This is a genomic window from Marinobacter sp. DUT-1 (assembly GCF_050379415.1).
Classification (GTDB): domain Bacteria; phylum Pseudomonadota; class Gammaproteobacteria; order Pseudomonadales; family Oleiphilaceae; genus Marinobacter.
The window spans coordinates 303,228-318,815 of record NZ_JBNRLS010000002.1 but is presented as its reverse complement, the minus strand read 5'-3'; the positions used below and the strand labels follow the sequence as shown (position 1 = coordinate 318,815).

Annotated in this window: 18 protein-coding genes; 10 read left to right on the top strand and 8 right to left on the bottom strand. The window is 55.1% G+C overall.

What is annotated here, in order from left to right:
- Window positions 1-2: 2 nt before the first annotated feature.
- Window positions 3-782, bottom strand: a complete 780-nt coding sequence (locus ACQUTG_RS07065) for a DUF5602 domain-containing protein (RefSeq protein WP_428918730.1) — start codon at window positions 780-782, stop codon at window positions 3-5.
- A 408-nt stretch (window positions 783-1,190) separates the two neighbouring features.
- On the opposite strand from ACQUTG_RS07065, the gene ACQUTG_RS07060 reads away from it, so the two are divergent.
- Window positions 1,191-1,343, top strand: coding sequence for a hypothetical protein (locus ACQUTG_RS07060; RefSeq protein ID WP_428918729.1), 153 nt, complete (start codon window positions 1,191-1,193; stop codon window positions 1,341-1,343).
- Window positions 1,344-1,430: 87 nt separating this feature from the next.
- Here ACQUTG_RS07060 and ACQUTG_RS07055 read toward each other — a convergent pair whose 3' ends face one another.
- A complete protein-coding gene (locus ACQUTG_RS07055) occupies window positions 1,431-1,787 on the bottom strand; it encodes a c-type cytochrome (RefSeq protein WP_428918728.1) in 357 nt (118 codons plus the stop codon).
- A 208-nt stretch (window positions 1,788-1,995) separates the two neighbouring features.
- On the opposite strand from ACQUTG_RS07055, the gene ACQUTG_RS07050 reads away from it, so the two are divergent.
- Genes ACQUTG_RS07050 through ACQUTG_RS07010 form a run of 9 tightly spaced genes read left to right on the top strand, consistent with a single transcriptional unit; the run spans window position 1,996 to window position 8,885 of the window.
- The gene (locus ACQUTG_RS07050; protein ID WP_428918727.1) at window positions 1,996-2,511 is read left to right on the top strand and encodes a Na+/H+ antiporter subunit E; all 516 of its coding nucleotides are present in this window, start codon (window positions 1,996-1,998) and stop codon (window positions 2,509-2,511) included.
- A complete protein-coding gene (locus ACQUTG_RS07045; RefSeq protein WP_428918726.1) occupies window positions 2,508-2,822 on the top strand; it encodes a monovalent cation/H+ antiporter complex subunit F in 315 nt (104 codons plus the stop codon). The genes ACQUTG_RS07050 and ACQUTG_RS07045 overlap by 4 nt, the downstream gene beginning before the upstream one ends.
- On the top strand, window positions 2,815-3,135 hold the full coding sequence (locus tag ACQUTG_RS07040) for a cation:proton antiporter (RefSeq protein ID WP_428918725.1): 321 nt from the start codon (window positions 2,815-2,817) through the stop codon (window positions 3,133-3,135). The genes ACQUTG_RS07045 and ACQUTG_RS07040 overlap by 8 nt, the downstream gene beginning before the upstream one ends.
- The gene (locus ACQUTG_RS07035) at window positions 3,128-3,403 is read left to right on the top strand and encodes a Na(+)/H(+) antiporter subunit B (protein ID WP_428918724.1); all 276 of its coding nucleotides are present in this window, start codon (window positions 3,128-3,130) and stop codon (window positions 3,401-3,403) included. Before ACQUTG_RS07040 ends, ACQUTG_RS07035 begins: the two co-directional genes overlap by 8 nt.
- A complete protein-coding gene (locus ACQUTG_RS07030) occupies window positions 3,400-4,101 on the top strand; it encodes an MnhB domain-containing protein (RefSeq protein WP_428918723.1) in 702 nt (233 codons plus the stop codon). The genes ACQUTG_RS07035 and ACQUTG_RS07030 overlap by 4 nt, the downstream gene beginning before the upstream one ends.
- Window positions 4,098-4,436, top strand: a complete 339-nt coding sequence (locus ACQUTG_RS07025) for a sodium:proton antiporter (protein WP_428918722.1) — start codon at window positions 4,098-4,100, stop codon at window positions 4,434-4,436. The genes ACQUTG_RS07030 and ACQUTG_RS07025 overlap by 4 nt, the downstream gene beginning before the upstream one ends.
- Window positions 4,433-5,902: a complex I subunit 5 family protein gene (locus tag ACQUTG_RS07020; protein ID WP_428918721.1), complete on the top strand. Its 1,470-nt coding sequence runs from the start codon at window positions 4,433-4,435 to the stop codon at window positions 5,900-5,902. The genes ACQUTG_RS07025 and ACQUTG_RS07020 overlap by 4 nt, the downstream gene beginning before the upstream one ends.
- Window positions 5,899-7,395 (top strand): complex I subunit 5 family protein, encoded by a 1,497-nt coding sequence (locus ACQUTG_RS07015; RefSeq protein WP_428918720.1) that lies wholly within the window; start codon window positions 5,899-5,901, stop codon window positions 7,393-7,395. The genes ACQUTG_RS07020 and ACQUTG_RS07015 overlap by 4 nt, the downstream gene beginning before the upstream one ends.
- Window positions 7,395-8,885: a complex I subunit 5 family protein gene (locus ACQUTG_RS07010; protein ID WP_428918719.1), complete on the top strand. Its 1,491-nt coding sequence runs from the start codon at window positions 7,395-7,397 to the stop codon at window positions 8,883-8,885. The genes ACQUTG_RS07015 and ACQUTG_RS07010 overlap by 1 nt, the downstream gene beginning before the upstream one ends.
- Before the next feature lie 488 nt (window positions 8,886-9,373).
- Here the strand turns inward: ACQUTG_RS07010 and ACQUTG_RS07005 are convergent, their stop codons facing one another.
- The 6 genes from ACQUTG_RS07005 to ACQUTG_RS06980 all read right to left on the bottom strand — a co-directional run bounded on the left by ACQUTG_RS07005 (window position 9,374) and on the right by ACQUTG_RS06980 (window position 15,495).
- Window positions 9,374-11,110, bottom strand: coding sequence for an isocitrate/isopropylmalate family dehydrogenase (locus ACQUTG_RS07005; protein ID WP_428918718.1), 1,737 nt, complete (start codon window positions 11,108-11,110; stop codon window positions 9,374-9,376).
- Between the two features lie 29 nt (window positions 11,111-11,139).
- The gene (locus tag ACQUTG_RS07000) at window positions 11,140-12,609 is read right to left on the bottom strand and encodes a malate:quinone oxidoreductase (protein WP_428918717.1); all 1,470 of its coding nucleotides are present in this window, start codon (window positions 12,607-12,609) and stop codon (window positions 11,140-11,142) included.
- An 800-nt stretch (window positions 12,610-13,409) separates the two neighbouring features.
- Window positions 13,410-13,790 (bottom strand): hypothetical protein, encoded by a 381-nt coding sequence (locus ACQUTG_RS06995; protein ID WP_428918716.1) that lies wholly within the window; start codon window positions 13,788-13,790, stop codon window positions 13,410-13,412.
- Window positions 13,753-14,046: a hypothetical protein gene (locus ACQUTG_RS06990; protein WP_428918715.1), complete on the bottom strand. Its 294-nt coding sequence runs from the start codon at window positions 14,044-14,046 to the stop codon at window positions 13,753-13,755. Before ACQUTG_RS06990 ends, ACQUTG_RS06995 begins: the two co-directional genes overlap by 38 nt.
- Window positions 14,047-14,296: 250 nt before the next feature.
- Entirely contained in the window at window positions 14,297-14,614 is a 318-nt protein-coding gene (locus tag ACQUTG_RS06985) for an SMI1/KNR4 family protein (protein ID WP_428919251.1), read from the bottom strand.
- A gap of 260 nt (window positions 14,615-14,874) precedes the next feature.
- Window positions 14,875-15,495 carry a hypothetical protein gene (locus ACQUTG_RS06980; protein WP_428918714.1) on the bottom strand — a complete coding sequence of 207 codons (621 nt, stop codon included), beginning with the start codon at window positions 15,493-15,495 and terminating at the stop codon, window positions 14,875-14,877.
- Window positions 15,496-15,588: the final 93 nt, after the last annotated feature.

The window sequence follows — 15,588 nt, the reverse complement described above, 5'->3', positions numbered from 1 at the left end:
CCTCAGTCGAATCTCTGCAATTCCTGGAGCCCAATGGTGTACTCGCCTTTGCCGGAATCAAAACCGATCCGGTAGGCCGCAGGATACCAGGCCGGATAACTGTATCTCTGAGGCTTTTTGACCGGTGTGGTTGAATCCGCGAGGGACTGCAAAAAGGTGAGAGACACCATCGGCTCTACAAACATCAGCTCACCCTTGTAATAGCCATAAATGAAGTTGTGGCTGAATGGCTGACCATGGAACTCGCCGCCGGCCGGATCCAGGCCATGCATCCCCATCCTGTCCACGGCCGCATCCGGTGGGATCACGTACCCGGTGGGAACCAGCTGTTCATCCGGTGCCGCCATCGCAAGCTCACGCCCCTCGCCATGGAAGGTAATGGCTTCGCGTTCCTCGTTCCGGATCAGATAAAAATGCACATCAAAATGGGGTACCGAGTACACGCCTTCGGGAATATGACCGGCCGGATTCCAGTCAAGGACGACATGGTCGTAGCCGGTTCGCGGGCCTGCCACCGGCATGCCAATTACAAATTCCCAGACAGGCTTGTTGGCATCGAATGGCGGAAGCCCCTGCAGAGCGTCTTTAGTCATTATTACCGATACCGACTCCGGCTCGTTTCGGGCATTGGCCGTAACCATTACCCAGGCTGCGCCATTACCCACGGCCACGGGTGCACCGATGAAACCATTTGGTTCGGCCGCGAACACAACACCGGCGAAACCCCAAAGGACCATCAGCCGAAGCCAACGGATCGGGTAAGAAAACAGAAAAGATTTCATGGGCTTGCTCCTCCATGAGGATGGTGCCTTGCCGGCACCATCAACGGCCACATTGGCCACTGAGCCATCGCCCTTCGGGCTTATTCAGAGGAGATCACAAGTGGCAGGCGGGCTGACAGCAGGGGAACGCATTCCATCCGCACGCTTGTCCTGACTACTACCACCAGAATGGGATTTGGCTGGACCTGATCAATATATCACCAGAAGTGGCCGGCGGGTGAGTGCTTTTTTTCTGCCTTAGCAGGGTACTGATTCATACGTAAAAGGCGCTACTTCGCCGAGGTTGAAGGCCAGAAGTAGTGGTTTCTAAGCATCTGTTTAGTAGAAGGTAAGCAGTAGAATAGTTGCCTAATGACTACCAAGGCATGATTTATTTGCCCTTAGCTCCTAACAGGATGATCAGAGACCATGAAAACAGCCGCTACCTGGTTTAAAGGTTGGCGTATGAAGCGCAACTTTGTACGCCTCGTAGAGAACACTGAACCCCGCCTGCTTCTCGATGTGGGCTATCCGCCGGAAGTTGTCGAAGCAAGACTTCGCACGCCTTTCTGGAAGTTCTGATTACCGGATTTTTTGGTGGGTTCAATAAAGAAGGCCGGTGCCATTGATTTGCCACCGGCCTGATTCACTTGCCCAATTCGCGGATTCTCACATCTTTTCTGCGCGCATATCCAGAATCCAGTTCACCAGTTTTCTTGCCTCTTTCTCACTCACTTCTGCACGGGCATCCATTTCGGGCATTTCCGCAGAGCCCCAGTGATCCTCGCCGCCCGTAAGAACGACCTGGACCAGTCGATCTGCATCGTCCTTGGTATATTTCTGGGCGATGCTCTGGAAGGAGGGCGCTCGGGGAACCTCTTCACTGGTGGTGTGGCAAGCCATACATTGTTTTTCTTCGGCCAGTTGCATCGTGCCTTTCCCGTGGGAGTCAGCCAGTACCGCGGCTGAGCCAAGGGAAAGGCAAACGCAGCCTGCCAGCGTGATTGATAAGTTGGTCCGTTTCATATCTGCTTCCTTTCGTTCAGTCCTGTTTTAATCGTCCGAGATTACTACCAATGGTATTAACCAAGACTGCGACCTCTTGACTAAAATTAGATCAGGAACCGTCCTTATTCCACCCGGTGCCGCCATCCAAGCCGACTGTGTTAGGCTTTTGGAGGTTATGAAAGGGAGCTAGCGAGCCCGAATCTCTGACAAGGTAAAAGGAGTACCTATGCAGCCGGCGCCGGCTTCACCTATTGCAACCTTTGCTACCCGTGCAGTGATTCTCGTCGCGGTCTGGTGGATGTTAACCCTCGCAGACCCCTCGGCCTGGTTGTTCGGGGCAGTAGTGATTGCATTGGTGGCGGTACTATCCGTACTCCTGTTTCCCCCTTCCATCCATAGGCTTCGTCTGCTGGGACTGTTGCAGTTCATAGTGTACTTCCTCGGCCACTCGATGCTTGCCGGCGTTGATGTGGCGAGGCGTCTGCTGACACCCTCACTGCCCATCAAACCCGGAGAGATAACGCTTTCCCTTCGCCTGCCGGAAGGTGGCCCTCGCTGGTTGCTTGCAAACACCCTGTCGCTGATGCCGGGGACTCTCAGCGTACACATGGAAAGCAACCAGCTGACGGTCCACTGCCTCGACACCAGTGTCGATATAGAACCTGGCATTCGGCAGGCGGAGTTTCAGGTTGCACGAGCGTTTGGAATCACCCTGGCTCCCCAGGAAGGAGTCAGATCATGACCATGGTCTTGTTGGGTGTTGCTGCGTTTCTCCTGCTTACGTTGCTCCTTGCCCTGATCCGGATCTGGCGGGGACCCGAGGCAGCTGACCGGATGCTGGCGTCCCAGTTATTCGGAACTACCGGTGTCGCCTTGTTGCTTGTACTTGCATACGCCCGTTCGTGGCCGGCCCTGATGGATGTGGCATTGACCCTTGCCGTATTGTCGGTTCTGGCCGTGGCAGCCTTTGTCACACGCGTGGTCAGGATTGATCGGGACGACACGTCAGGGGAGTCAGGCAATGATGAGTCCAGGGAGGAGCCCCATGCTTGACGGATTTGTGATTGCGGTTCAGTTGGTTCTGCTGCTCTCGGGCTGTGTGTTTTTTGCACTGGGCAGTCTTGGTCTCTTCCGTTTCCCCGATACCCTTACGCGTATTCATGCACTGACCAAGGCGGATAACCTTGGTTTGGGCTTCATTGTGCTGGCGTTATTGCCTCTGGCACCGTCCTTCTCCGCCGGCTTCAAGACACTGCTGATCTGGATTGTTGCATTGGCAGCCAGTGCCACCTCAGCTCACCTTGTGGCGCGAGCGGTCCGTGACAGTATCACGGATGGCTCCGGGACAGAGGAAGACGATGGCTGAATGGTTGCTGGATATCGTGCTCGTGATCGCTCTGTTGGTAACAGCCGGGAGTGTCCTGTGGTCCCGTGAACTGTTCCGGGCTGTTGTCTTCTTTATTGCTTTCGGTTTGCTGATGGCCCTGGCCTGGGTGCGCCTGCATGCGCCAGACGTTGCACTTGCCGAAGCAGCCATTGGAGCCGGACTGACTGGCGTACTGCTGCTCGACGCCGCCCGGCACCTTTCCAACAGGAAGTCGGGGAGGAAAAATCGTGGAGGAGGGCCGTCATGAACCGGGTATTGCGCACCTCGCTTGTCGCTTCAGCCTGTCTTGCCTTCGTTGCCGGCCTCGCTTTTGTTATCCGGGAGATTTCGGCAACTGCCACACCGGTCGACCTGCCAGCGCGGCTGGCAGAGAACCTTGGGCGGAGTGGTGTCGAGAACCCGGTTACGGCCGTGCTTCTGAACTTTCGCAGCTACGACACCCTGCTGGAAATTGGTGTATTGGTGATTGCCGGCATTGCCGGCATCTCCGTGGCCAGAACGTCATCCCTGGAAGACCCGGAGCTTCGCACGTCGGATGAGCTGCTCTATGCACTGCAACGCTGGCTGATACCTCTGATGCTTTTGCTCGCCGGATACCTGCTCTGGGCCGGATCCGATCGCCCCGGAGGGGCTTTCCAGGCAGGGGCTGTTCTGGCTGCGAGCGGGATTCTGATGCGACTCGGAGGCATTCCAATGGACTTTCTGCGCCCGGGACTAATGCTTCGGCTTGGACTCTCGCTGGGCTTCACGGTGTTCCTGCTGGTTGCTGTGGCGAGTGCTCTACACGGGGGTGAGTTTCTGGCATACCCTCCCGAATTGGCCAAAACTCTGATTGTTGTAATCGAGACGGTTCTGACGCTTTCCATTGCCATGGTGCTGCTGGCGCTGTTTGTCTCTGCACCGGTCAATGATGCAGAGGAACCGGAAGAGGGCGGCTCCGGATGACGCCATCCCTGTTGTACGCCTTCGCAGGAGCCGCTTTGTGCGGCATTGGCCTGTTCGGTTTTATCCTCATCTCGCACCTGTTGCGTAAGTTGCTGGCCTTCAATCTCATGGGTTCCGGGGTTTTCCTGGTACTGGTCGGCCTTGCCCAGCATCGCTCCGGACCCGATCCGGTGCCGCAGGCACTGGTGCTTACCGGCATTGTGGTTGCCATTGCTGCCACCGCACTGGCGGTAGTCTTGATCCGCCGCTATTACCACCTCTCCGGAACGACTTCCCTTGAGGGCCCTGCCCAGGACACACCGCCGGACCAGGCCCGGGGGGCTCGGCACGAATGACTCTCTGGTTGATGGCCGGTTTACTGTTCACACCGCTTGCCTGGGCAGTTCTGACCCTGCTTGCCGGGTTCAGACGGGGCAGGACAATAACCTGGCTGGGAATAGTGATCCAGGTATTGGTATCCCTGGCGCTCTGGGCCGTTGTTGCCGGCGAGGGCGGCTTCCAATATCCACTCGGCGGCTGGCAGGCTCCACTGGGAATAGAACTGCGAGTGGATGGCCTGGCGGTGACGTTTGTCATGCTGACCGCGCTGGTGGCAGCGGCATCGGGCCTGCACGCCGGCTTCTATCTGGACCCGGACAAACAGTGGCACCGGTATTTCTGGCCGTTGTTCTGGTTTCTCTGGGCCGGCCTGAATGTCGTCTGGCTGGGGAATGATCTGTTCAACCTGTACGTGGGCCTGGAGCTGATAAGCCTGTCGGCGGTTGGCCTGGTTGCGCTTGGCGGGCAGTCGGAAGCCTTGCGGGCTGCTATTCGTTACCTGATGGCCGCTTTGTTGGGTTCCCTGGCTTACTTGTTGGGCGTTGCCTTGGTCTATGGCCAGTTTGGCAGTCTGTCGCTCTCGGGGATTGCATCCGCATTGATCCATGGGAGTGCCCGTGAGGGAGCCGGTTTCGCCCTGATACTGATGCTCTTCGGTCTGGCCCTGAAAACAGCGCTGTTTCCGATGCACCGCTGGTTGCCACCCGCTCACGGTATCGCCAGGTCACCGGTCAGCGCCCTGCTGTCAGCCCTGGTGGTAAAAGGGTCGTTTTATATCGCAGCACGGCTCTGGCTTGAGCTTGGGGCGCCCCTGGGTTCACTTGCCCTCGCTCAGTTGCTCGGATTACTGGGCGGTATGGCGGTGTTCTGGGGTGGTTGGCAGGCGTTACGGCAGGCGAAGCTCAAGCAGGTTGTGGCGTACTCGTCAGTCGCGCAGATCGGATACCTGTTCCTGTTGTTCCCGCTGACGTGGAATACCACGGAGGCGGCGGCACTGCAGGCACAACAAGCCATGACTCTGCAGGTGATCAGCCACGCGCTTGCCAAGGCTGCAATGTTTCTTTCGGCGGGAAACCTGATCATGTCGGTGCGCAGCAATCGGGTGAATGCGCTGGCCGGGGTCAGCCATTTTCTGCCGTTTTCGCTGTTTTCATTTGGCCTGGCAGGGGTATCGCTTATGGGCCTGCCGCCCACGGGCGGTTTCGCCGCAAAATGGCTGTTTCTCCAGGCAAGCCTGGCCACCGGTCAGTGGTGGTGGCTGGTGGTACTTCTGGGCGGGGGATTGTTGTCTGCGGCCTACGTATTCCGGGTGTATCGAGCCTCATTTGTCGAAGACTCCAATATCGATCATTTCTTTCATCCTGCCCGCCGCCTTGAGATCATCCCGATGATTCTGGCGCTGCTTTCCCTGGGACTTGGCCTGATGGCCGAGCCGGTACTATCGGTGATGGCCCTGGCGTTCGCCAACGGGGAGGGCACATGACTGCCAGCGCCTTGCTACCGGTTTTCGCGCTGATGACATCCCTTACGGCGGCCATCATCATTTTCACCCTGCCCGAGCAAAAGCATCAACTTCGAACCGTTGTAAACCTTACCGCGGCAGTCCTGAAGCTACTGCTGGTCGGGCTGATGATCTGGGGTGTGTTTCACGGCAAAGAGTACGGGATCTCTTTTCCCATGGTGCCCGGGGTGAAGTTCGTGCTCCGCGCGGACGCCCTTGCCATGTTGTTTGCGGGACTTTCGGCGGCACTGTGGCTGCTGACCACGGTGTATGCGGTGGGTTACCTGGAGGACTCCCCCAACCGAAGTCGATTCTTTGGTTTTTTCAGCCTGTGCGTGGCCAGTACCCTGGGCATCGCCCTGGCGGGTAATCTGTTCACCTTCTTTCTTTTCTACGAAATGCTCACGCTCTCCACTTATCCTCTGGTGGTGCACCGCGGAACCCAACAGGCATTGCGGGCCGGGCGTACCTACATCATCTATACGCTCACCGGGGGCGCAGTTCTGCTGTTCGGGATCGCTTTGCTCCACAATTTTTCCGGGGACCTGCCATTCCGACCGGGCGGTCATTTTGAGGATATGGCGCCTGAGCTGCAGCTACCTTTAACCATCGTTTTCGTGATTCTGATTGCCGGTCTCGGCGTAAAAGCCGCCATAGTGCCGCTGCATGGCTGGCTGCCAGTGGCGATGGTGGCTCCGGCGCCGGTCAGCGCACTGCTGCATGCTGTTGCTGTGGTAAAAGCGGGGGCTTTCGGCATTGTACGGGTGGTGTTGGAGATCTACGGACTGGAAACAGCCAATGCGTTGGGTTTGTTATCGGGATTGGCCGCCATTGCTGCGTTCACGATTGTCTACGGCTCGGTGAGGGCGTTGAAGCAGTCTGACTTGAAACGGCGGCTGGCGTTTTCAACCGTCAGTCAGGTGTCGTATATCGTTCTGGGGCTTTGTTTAGCCGGGCCGGTAGGCGTGGCCGGCGGCCTGGTCCACCTGATTCATCAGGGCGTCATGAAGATCACACTGTTCTTCTGTGCCGGCAATTACGCGGAAACCCTGGGAATACACCGAATAGATGAACTTGATGGTGCAGGGCGTCGGTTGCCGGCTACTTCTGTCGCCTTCACCCTTGCCGCATTCGGCATGATCGGAACACCGCCACTGGCGGGTTTCATCACCAAATGGACCATGGGGACCGGAGCTCTGGCAGCGGGCATGGATTGGGTGATTGCCGTGCTGGTGATCAGCAGCTTGCTCAACGCTGCCTACTTTTTGCCGGTACTGAACAGGATCTGGTTCCGCGAGCAGAAAGATGCGTGGCCTGAGGAACGGCAGTGGGGCCGCTTTGAGACCAGCGCCTGGCTGCTATGGCCTCCGCTGGTGACGGCCGGCTTCCTGATACTGGCCGGCTTGCTGGCCTCGGCGTCGTTTAGCCCGCTGGGATGGGTCGAGCTGATTGTCGCAAGGGAGGTGGACTTGTGATGATCACCGCACCGCTGCTTCTGATGACCGTAATTCTGCCTCTTGCCTCTCTTCTACTGGCTTTGAGGCCACGATGGCAGGAGAGTTACCGGTACAGCCTGCCACTGCTGCCACTTCCGGCAATACTGGCGAGCCTGATAGCCGAGCCCCATGACTGGCTTGAACTGCCCTGGTTACTTATAGGCGGGGTGTGGGGGCTGGATGAGCTTCGGCAAAGCTTTCTTCTGCTCACATCTTTGCTCTGGGCGACAGCAGGTATCTTTGCGATTGGCTACCTGAATACACGCAAACTACGCGCATTCTGCGTGTTCTGGACTCTCACGCTAACCGGAAACCTGGGCCTGATCATCTCTGTGGATCTTGCCAGTTTCTACAGCTTCTTTGCCCTGATGACCTTTGCCGCCTACGGACTGGTGGTTCACGACGGGACCGACGAAGCCAACCGGGCAGGGCGGGTCTACCTCGCCATGGCCGTCGCTGGCGAGATGGCTCTGCTCACCGGTCTGCTGATGGCGGCCCATCAGGCGGACAGCACGCTGCTCACCGAGCTGCCCGGTGCCATTGCAGATTCCGAGCGGAGCGGGTTGATCATCGCCTTTCTGGTTTCAGGTTTCGGGGTCAAGGCGGGGCTTCCCATCCTTCACTTCTGGCTGCCACTGGCGCATCCGGTCGCACCGACTCCAGCCAGTGCCGTACTTAGCGGCGCAATGATCAAGGCAGGATTGCTTGGCTGGCTCGTTACTCTGCCGTTCGGTGAACTGCCGTTGCCGGCCTGGGGCAATATGCTCGTGGTTCTTGGCGCAACCGGGGCTCTCGGCGGTGCAATACTCGGGTTAAAAGAGGTTCGTCCAAAAACGATTCTGGCATATTCGAGCATCAGTCAGATGGGGCTCATTACCTTGATGGTTGGCGCTGCGATTTCAAATACTGCCCAGGCGGCAACGCTTCTGTCTGCCATTGCCTTGTATGCTTTGCATCATGGCCTGGCCAAAGGTTGCCTGTTTCTTTCCACGGCAGTGGAGCTGCCGGCTGAACGCCGCTTCCGGTGGCTCGTTTGGCTGTTGATTGGCTTGCCCGGTCTTTCACTCGCGGGCCTGCCGTTTACCAGTGGGGCAGCAGCCAAATTCGCCATGAAGGATTCCCTGAAGCCTGAACAGTATGACTTCGCCATGGCGGAATACTTACCTCTGATCATGTCCGCCGGCGCTGTTGCTACCATGCTCCTGATCTGGCGATTCCTCTGGGCCCTCCATCAAAGCGCTCGGACAGGGCATAACCATCCTTTCAAATGGCTTGGCTGGGTGGCAGCTACGGTATGCAGCCTCGTGGCATTCTGGTTTTTACCGGGCGCCTGGTCCGAGGCAGGACACTCCTGGTTCGCGGTGACATCAAGTGAAGGCTGGAGTCTGATCTGGCCAATAGCACTGGCAACGGCGATCGCCGGGGCGTGGTGGTTTGTGAGGGGACGCAATGACACTGGTATTAGCTGAGTCTGGAGGGAATTATTTTAAAAGGGTTTCGGGGAGCATTTATGGTATTTAACATAATATACATTATGCGCAGTATTGCTTGGGTGTTATCTGGAAATCAGGGTACAGCTGTGGACGACCACAGAAAGTGCTAAAGAATAGCCACAGAAAGTGCTAAATTTTCATTCTCGAATCTGCTTTAAGTCTGTTTAGCACTTTGTGTGGATTTTGGAGGGTAAGTAACTGAATTACGGTGGCGGAAGTTTAGTTCTTTGTGTGGTCGTCCAACCATACACCTCTCCAAAAATCCATAAAGAGCGATAGCTCAAGTCACATTGTTCAGACCTGACGACAACCGCCGGCGTCAGATCGGGGTCTGATGAACGCTTTCATCTGACCCCTTATTATTCAAGGCAGCCAACCCCGTCTTAGGAGTATTGGACATTAAATGTATTTACCCGCAGAACTCACTTCCACTTCACGCTCAGGCACTTTCGGTGTTCAGCAGTTCACGGAAGCGCTTCTTCTACAGCTTCCAGAAAGCCCACCATATCCACTACCTGTTCGGAGGCCGGATCCACGGTTTTCCCTTTCAGATCGGCCGTAACGACACCCCGATCGACCGTATCGGTTAATGCAGCCTTCAATTGAACTGCGTAGCGACTCAGGGGCTCGTTACCCTCTCTCTCACCGAGAGTTTCCAGGGCGTTGGCCAGCGCAAAAATCAATGCTGAGGGGTTGAAATGGGCTATCTTGCCGTCGCTCTCCAGATACTTCAGGTACAGATCATGGGCCGTGCCATGGGGCGCCTCGAACAACATGGTGCCGTCTTTGCTCTCGATGATCGAACTGGCCGTGGCCAGGCTTCCACCCAGTGCAGCTGAGATGTCCGAGAAGATGTCCCCATCCAGGTTCTGGGAGGGATACAGCGCGTTACGGGGAGGATCGGTGATCATCTTCTTGAGCTGGCTCGAAGGCCGCATAATCATGAACGATGGTGGCGGCGTGTCCTCACTGGCCAACTCACGGCGCACCTCGGTTATCACGTCGCTGTAGACTTCGTCGTACTCCATGTACTCGCGTTTGAGGCCGAAATACACCTCTTTTTCCTTGCGCGAGGCGTCGCGGAACACTTGAAGAACCCAGTCCTTGATGGCTTCCCGGTCATTGGACATGAGCAGCATGGGATCGCCCTTTCTGACCCGGCGGGCATGCTTCTCGTCACCGTCGACGATCACTTTGAGAATGCCGTCTTCCTTGGCGGCCATGTTGAAGCTGCCGTACTGGTCACCACCGCCGGCACTCATCCGAGAGATGGACACATGGGCACCCCGGCCCGGAATGCCAAATTCCTTGAGTTGATTCACCAGCTTGAGCAGTTTGCGTCCGGTGGTGTTATCCGGCACACCCCAGAGCGCGCGCTCCGGCGGGTTGGAAACGATTCGCGCCGCCTGGGCATCGATCAGTTCGTAGTAGTAATTAAGACCCAGTTCCTCGATCTGCTGTTTGTAGCCGCTGTGGTAGATATCTTCGATCACCGAACGCATGGCGCCGTCGTAGCCGGGTATCACAGTATCTTTCAAGCCCAGGTAGACGTCCCGTTTCTCTGCGATGGCGCGCTGGAAGAAACGGTGCGCCCAGGCTTTTACGTCCTCAATGTCGTTCGTTGCCAACAGCCAGGGATCGCCCTTGCGGATCTCACGGCGATGGAGCTCCACAGGGTCACCACTGCTGCCCACGAACATCAGTTTGACCACACCGGTTGCCACGGACAGCTGGTTGAAGCTGTCCTTGATACCTCCGAACTCCATGGTTTCCACCTCGATATCACGCCCCACCCACTCTGGACGACGGATATTGAGGTTACGGAACTGAATGTCTTCCCGGGTTATGTTGCCGCTCATGCCCTTCCGGATGGCCCCGTTCGGCGATTTGGTTGCCAGCGGGTTCAGGTTGTTGCCGTCCACATCCGGGTGTTTCCTGAGTAAGTCCTCAAGCTGCTGACGGTTAACGGTCATACCGGCATTCTTTACACCCACGCCATGGCGCTGAAGCGCATCAATGGCATCGAGGACCACCTGGCCATTCGTCAGCAGGCGGTTTTCCGCAGACAGGTCGATTTCTTCAAGCTGAATATCAAGCCGTGAACTTACGAATTTCTTGAGAATTTGCTCAAACGCAACCTGGGCCATTTCGTCGCCGTGCAGGATCACGAGAGGCGAGGTGACACTGATTCTTCTGTCCATGGAAATCTCCCTGCTATTTGTTGGCCTGCTCAGTCCTGCTGTGATGCCGACGGCTTGATCCCCAACCGCTCATTAACGGCATCCCGGATTTCCCGGTAACGCTCGGGATTCTTCGCCAGGGTATCCAGATTGTCTTCGGGGAATATCTCCTTCTTCTTTTTCTCCGCTTCCTCACTGGTAAAAATAGACGGCAAAAGCTGTTCCAGGCAACGCAACATGACTTCCGGCGATACCGAAGCACCGGGAGACGCGCCCAGCAATGTGCCGTAGGTCTTGTCACTGGAGATCAGGATCTCGGTGCCCATCTGCAGGTCCCCATCCCGGATGATCTGCACACGCTGGCCGGCCTCGGCCGCCTTCCAGTTGAACTTCTTGCTCATGCCCGGCGCGAAGCTGTCCAGCTCCTCGAACATGCTCTTTTCGCCCTTGAAGGTCTCTGAAACCAGGTATTTGACCAGGGGGAAGTGCTCAAGGGCGACATTCAGCAGACTCGGAATATCGTGGATCCGCATTGAGCGAAGATAATCGAAGAACCCCCGCCCTCTCTCCAGCACCGGTTTGAACGAGGCAAACGGGCCAAACAGAAGGTAATACTTTCCATCTGACACCCGCAAATCGAGGTGCGGGACAGACATCGGCGGCGCACCCACTTTCGCCTTCCCATAGGTTTTGGCCCTGTATTGCTTGGCCTGCTCGGCGGCGATCTCGGCTTGTAGGAAACGCCCCCCAACGGGAAAACCGGTGAAACGACGAGCAAAAGGCAGATGGCTCTTCTTCAGGATCGGGAATGCGCCACCGCCAGCACCGACAAACAGAACATCTGCTTTGTACTGGCGATCAACTCCCCTGCTCTGGGTTTCCACTAGCCAGCTACCGGCCGGGCTGCGATGTACGCGCTTGACGTGAGTGCCGTATTCAATCTTTATCCCAAGATCGTCAACAGCATGCTTGGCCATTTGCTCTGTCAGCGCACCAAAGTTAACGTCTGTACCCGTCTCGATCACGGTCGCCGCCATCTTCTCATGGCGTGGCCGCTCCTCCATGATGTAAGGAATCCAGCTTTTGATCTCATCAAAGTCTTCTGAATAGCGCATCTGCTCAAAGAAGTGATGTCCAGCCATCTCTTTAAATCGCAGCTTCAGCTCCTGAATCGACGGCTCGGAGACGATGGTGCAGTGCTTGGTCTGGTTGATGAACGATTTGGGATCCTTGATCGCTCCCTTCTGGATCAGATAGGCCCAGAACTGCTTGGCGACGTTGAACTGGGCGTGAATCTTTACAGCCTTTTCGACTGAAATAACCTCTTCGTCCACCGGCGTGTAGTTGAGCTCACAATTCGCTTCGTGCCCGGTACCTGCGTTGTTGAACACCCAGGAATTCCCGGAACCGGCGCCGTCCAGTCTTTCCAGAATGGTGATATCCAGTTCCGGTGCCAATTCCTTCGCCAGGGTGGCGAAAGTAGTGCCCATTATTCCTGCGCCGATAACAATTACTTTCATTCGTTCTTCCCGTCAGAGTCAACATTCTGAAATTATTCGGCAAAGTCTACTTAGATGACGGTAGCACGCTTTTTCTGTATACGAAAAAGCGCTCGGCTGAGAATCGACATTTCGACGCCCTGGTTTTGACGAGTTTGTGGAATGTCTTTCCAGCCCCTCTATTAGCACCTCTTCAGCGGTTTCCAGGGGCGCATTCTGATGCTGCTCTTGCTTGATTTGGACCACGAACTTAGCACTTTTTGAGGAACCTCGAATCGACTAGTTATGCTAGAATCCACTTCAAGTTTATTTAGCACTTTGTGTAAAAATTACTCCGTAACCTATTGATTCCTCGTGCCGACGATTTAGCACTTTCTGTAGTCGCCCAAAAGACGCCTCGCATGAACTCAAGAGCCAGATTTCCCGGTTTTCCCTTGTTCGATACCGCCGATCTCGAGCTCTATTCAGACCTGCAGGCGGCTTTGGCGGAGCTCCCGATCGATCACGATTCAGCGCTGGAAGATTTTCGAATCGCTCACACATTTCTGGTTAGATACAGCTAGTTATCAGGCACTTACAACCGGTTTCTAAGCGAGGTTAAGATGTTTCTGAATTACACCTGGTGATCGCTAAGCGGCGTCTTTCACAGGCAGATAGCAACCTTCTCATTGGCGCCCCATGGCCCTCCGCTCCAAGGACCCAGCGGCCCCCTACTCCGTAACGCAGGCAAGCCTGAGTGCCAGCCGTACCGCTTTGCAGACCTTCTTCAAATATTTGGTGACGCAGGTGAATTTGGGCAAACACTGTTCTGTTGGTATGAACTAGATCTGGTCACCAACAATCAAACTATCGAGAACAGTTTTCTTGTTATTTGTTAGCGGATAATAACTCTCTAAACCAACCTCACTCGCTGCGTCAATTTCCCTCTTTATATAATTATCAGGATCCAGGTCATCGCAATAGGTGTCCCCGTACACCCCGTTAGAAATACAAGCAATCAAAAATTTAAAGTACTGATCGAGGTCACCAGATAGAATCAAGATTCTTCCAGCAGTCAAATTCACGGCAACAACTTCTGATGTTGAAGACTTCAAGCATATATAAAAATCATTCGGAGCCAGAAAAAAGGGCTGGAGATCATTCAGCCATTCAATCGGAGCGCTACTATATAAGGAATCCTGTGCGTCCGAAGATTCCTCCATACTTAATAGCCTGTAGCCTGTAGCCTGGTTTTATTTTCCCTATCCCTTTTTCTCCGTTGGCCCAACGCCAGAGATCGCTCAATTCTGTAATCCCTCGAAATTCAGCGGATAACGGCTGATTGAGCTCCTTGGGAAACCTCTTGTGTAAAACTTTTGCGAAGATATAGGCGGCCTTACTCTCGAAGTCCTCTGGTTTCGGTGGCGCTTGAACCTCTCTGCCTATCAGTAGCTCCAGCTCTTTTAACGTATCTTTCATTGCATGACCTTTGAGGACGACGTCAAGCCACTGTCAGCGCACGTACCTTGAAGTCGGTCTTCCGGGTAGATGCTATCAAATTCAGGGTCTTTAGTAGCCTTGTAGTAGGAGTACCTCATCAAATGGGCGAAGGATCTGAACCTAAGGGCTCCGGGTAGCTTCCAGCCCATAAACCACGCTTCCCATTCTCCATCCTCCGTCACCACTTCCGGATTGAGCAAGTAAACTCCACTATCAACGACATCGCTCACTACGAGCATGGATTGGATGTAACCATCACGCAGGTATATGGGGTCCTGGTCAGGCCCATACTCAAAATAATCTTCGTCCGAGACCTCTCAGGTATGAAGTCAGGGTTGCTCGATTTCAGCCAGGAGACTGTATCGACCCCGTGTATTAAACCGTCGTCCGCATCAAGGCGAAGATGCATCAAGCCATTGGAAGCACGCCAAAAATCTTTTAATGATTCAGGAAGCTCAGTTCCCAGCCGTTGCTCCGCTTCTGCAATAGCCGTTTCAGAAGCTGGCTTGTTCCTTTGCCCCCCTCGGGCCAGGACTTGCCGCTCCATAGAGCTAACCGCACCCTCTGGTTTTACTCTTTCCAGTATTTCGCGGTCCCAGCATACAAGAAATTCCTGCCAACTCTCTGGACCACCAACGTACCCGGATTTACCAAGACTCGGCATTTCTCCTCCTGAGCAACCCAGAAACAACAATGTTGGGATAGCAATTAAATGAAGTCTCAAAGCTTATTTCCCTGCACAGCTCCCATTTGATTCGGCCCGGTTGGACGGCAAGAGCCACGCACAAAGCGGGTCACCTTCATATTTCAGAAACCTATGTTTGCCCACCCAGTAGCCTCTTCACCAGCGCCTCCCGAATCAGTAACCCGGATCTCTTTGAAGATCATGCCCAGAGAGGACTTCTGAACTGAAAACTCGGCGGTGAACGGAATGACGGGCAAGCGGTACCAAGTCACCTCTGATACGCACAGCTGGACAAATGGAACTGTCATGTCGTCATTGATGATCCGATACTTGCAGGTGTAGCGCCCACCCCCTCGATCCCGGACAACCTCGTATGCGATGGTTTCGGGCTCACCGACAACTTTCGTTACCAAGTGAGGAAGCGTATAAGCGATGGCCACGTAATTGAAGAGCAATATCAGGAACGGGGCAGCCAAGATCGCCACATACTTCATCTTCCGACTGTACTCATACCATTGGAGGTTGGGCCTCTGCTCGCCGACAGCCCGCCCATAAAATATCAAAATGAACCCCCACACAGTCACACCAATTGCCGCAAACAGCGAAAAGCGCTCGTAGGATGGGGCCGGCAGGAAATTGCGAAGACCAAAGGCATTTAACAGCATCAGGACTGCGGGGATTACAAATACTGTGTTCTTGATTTTCTGGTAACCAGTCGAGCCACTATCCCACAACAATCCCATTAAAACAGTTCCCTATTACTGAATCTCAACCAGTTCTTTAGATACAGGCAGGCTAACCCTGATAATCGGTTGGTTTGGCGCTCAATCACTGAC

Excerpts from the sequence above, each read along its gene's own strand:
- ACQUTG_RS07020 (WP_428918721.1), top strand. The coding sequence starts at position 4,433 with ATGACTCTCTGGTTGATGGCCGGTTTACTGTTCACACCGCTTGCCTGG.
- ACQUTG_RS07005 (WP_428918718.1), bottom strand. The coding sequence starts at position 11,110 with ATGGACAGAAGAATCAGTGTCACCTCGCCTCTCGTGATCCTGCACGGC.
- ACQUTG_RS07040 (WP_428918725.1), top strand. The coding sequence starts at position 2,815 with ATGCTTGACGGATTTGTGATTGCGGTTCAGTTGGTTCTGCTGCTCTCG.
- ACQUTG_RS07050 (WP_428918727.1), top strand. The coding sequence starts at position 1,996 with ATGCAGCCGGCGCCGGCTTCACCTATTGCAACCTTTGCTACCCGTGCA.
- ACQUTG_RS06985 (WP_428919251.1), bottom strand. The coding sequence starts at position 14,614 with ATGGAGCGGCAAGTCCTGGCCCGAGGGGGGCAAAGGAACAAGCCAGCT.
- ACQUTG_RS07010 (WP_428918719.1), top strand. The coding sequence starts at position 7,395 with ATGATCACCGCACCGCTGCTTCTGATGACCGTAATTCTGCCTCTTGCC.
- ACQUTG_RS07015 (WP_428918720.1), top strand. The coding sequence starts at position 5,899 with ATGACTGCCAGCGCCTTGCTACCGGTTTTCGCGCTGATGACATCCCTT.
- ACQUTG_RS07060 (WP_428918729.1), top strand. The coding sequence starts at position 1,191 with ATGAAAACAGCCGCTACCTGGTTTAAAGGTTGGCGTATGAAGCGCAAC.
- ACQUTG_RS06990 (WP_428918715.1), bottom strand. The coding sequence starts at position 14,046 with ATGAAAGATACGTTAAAAGAGCTGGAGCTACTGATAGGCAGAGAGGTT.
- ACQUTG_RS07030 (WP_428918723.1), top strand. The coding sequence starts at position 3,400 with ATGAACCGGGTATTGCGCACCTCGCTTGTCGCTTCAGCCTGTCTTGCC.
- ACQUTG_RS07000 (WP_428918717.1), bottom strand. The coding sequence starts at position 12,609 with ATGAAAGTAATTGTTATCGGCGCAGGAATAATGGGCACTACTTTCGCC.
- ACQUTG_RS06980 (WP_428918714.1), bottom strand. The coding sequence starts at position 15,495 with ATGGGATTGTTGTGGGATAGTGGCTCGACTGGTTACCAGAAAATCAAG.
- ACQUTG_RS06995 (WP_428918716.1), bottom strand. The coding sequence starts at position 13,790 with ATGGAGGAATCTTCGGACGCACAGGATTCCTTATATAGTAGCGCTCCG.
- ACQUTG_RS07045 (WP_428918726.1), top strand. The coding sequence starts at position 2,508 with ATGACCATGGTCTTGTTGGGTGTTGCTGCGTTTCTCCTGCTTACGTTG.
- ACQUTG_RS07025 (WP_428918722.1), top strand. The coding sequence starts at position 4,098 with ATGACGCCATCCCTGTTGTACGCCTTCGCAGGAGCCGCTTTGTGCGGC.
- ACQUTG_RS07055 (WP_428918728.1), bottom strand. The coding sequence starts at position 1,787 with ATGAAACGGACCAACTTATCAATCACGCTGGCAGGCTGCGTTTGCCTT.
- ACQUTG_RS07035 (WP_428918724.1), top strand. The coding sequence starts at position 3,128 with ATGGCTGAATGGTTGCTGGATATCGTGCTCGTGATCGCTCTGTTGGTA.
- ACQUTG_RS07065 (WP_428918730.1), bottom strand. The coding sequence starts at position 782 with ATGAAATCTTTTCTGTTTTCTTACCCGATCCGTTGGCTTCGGCTGATG.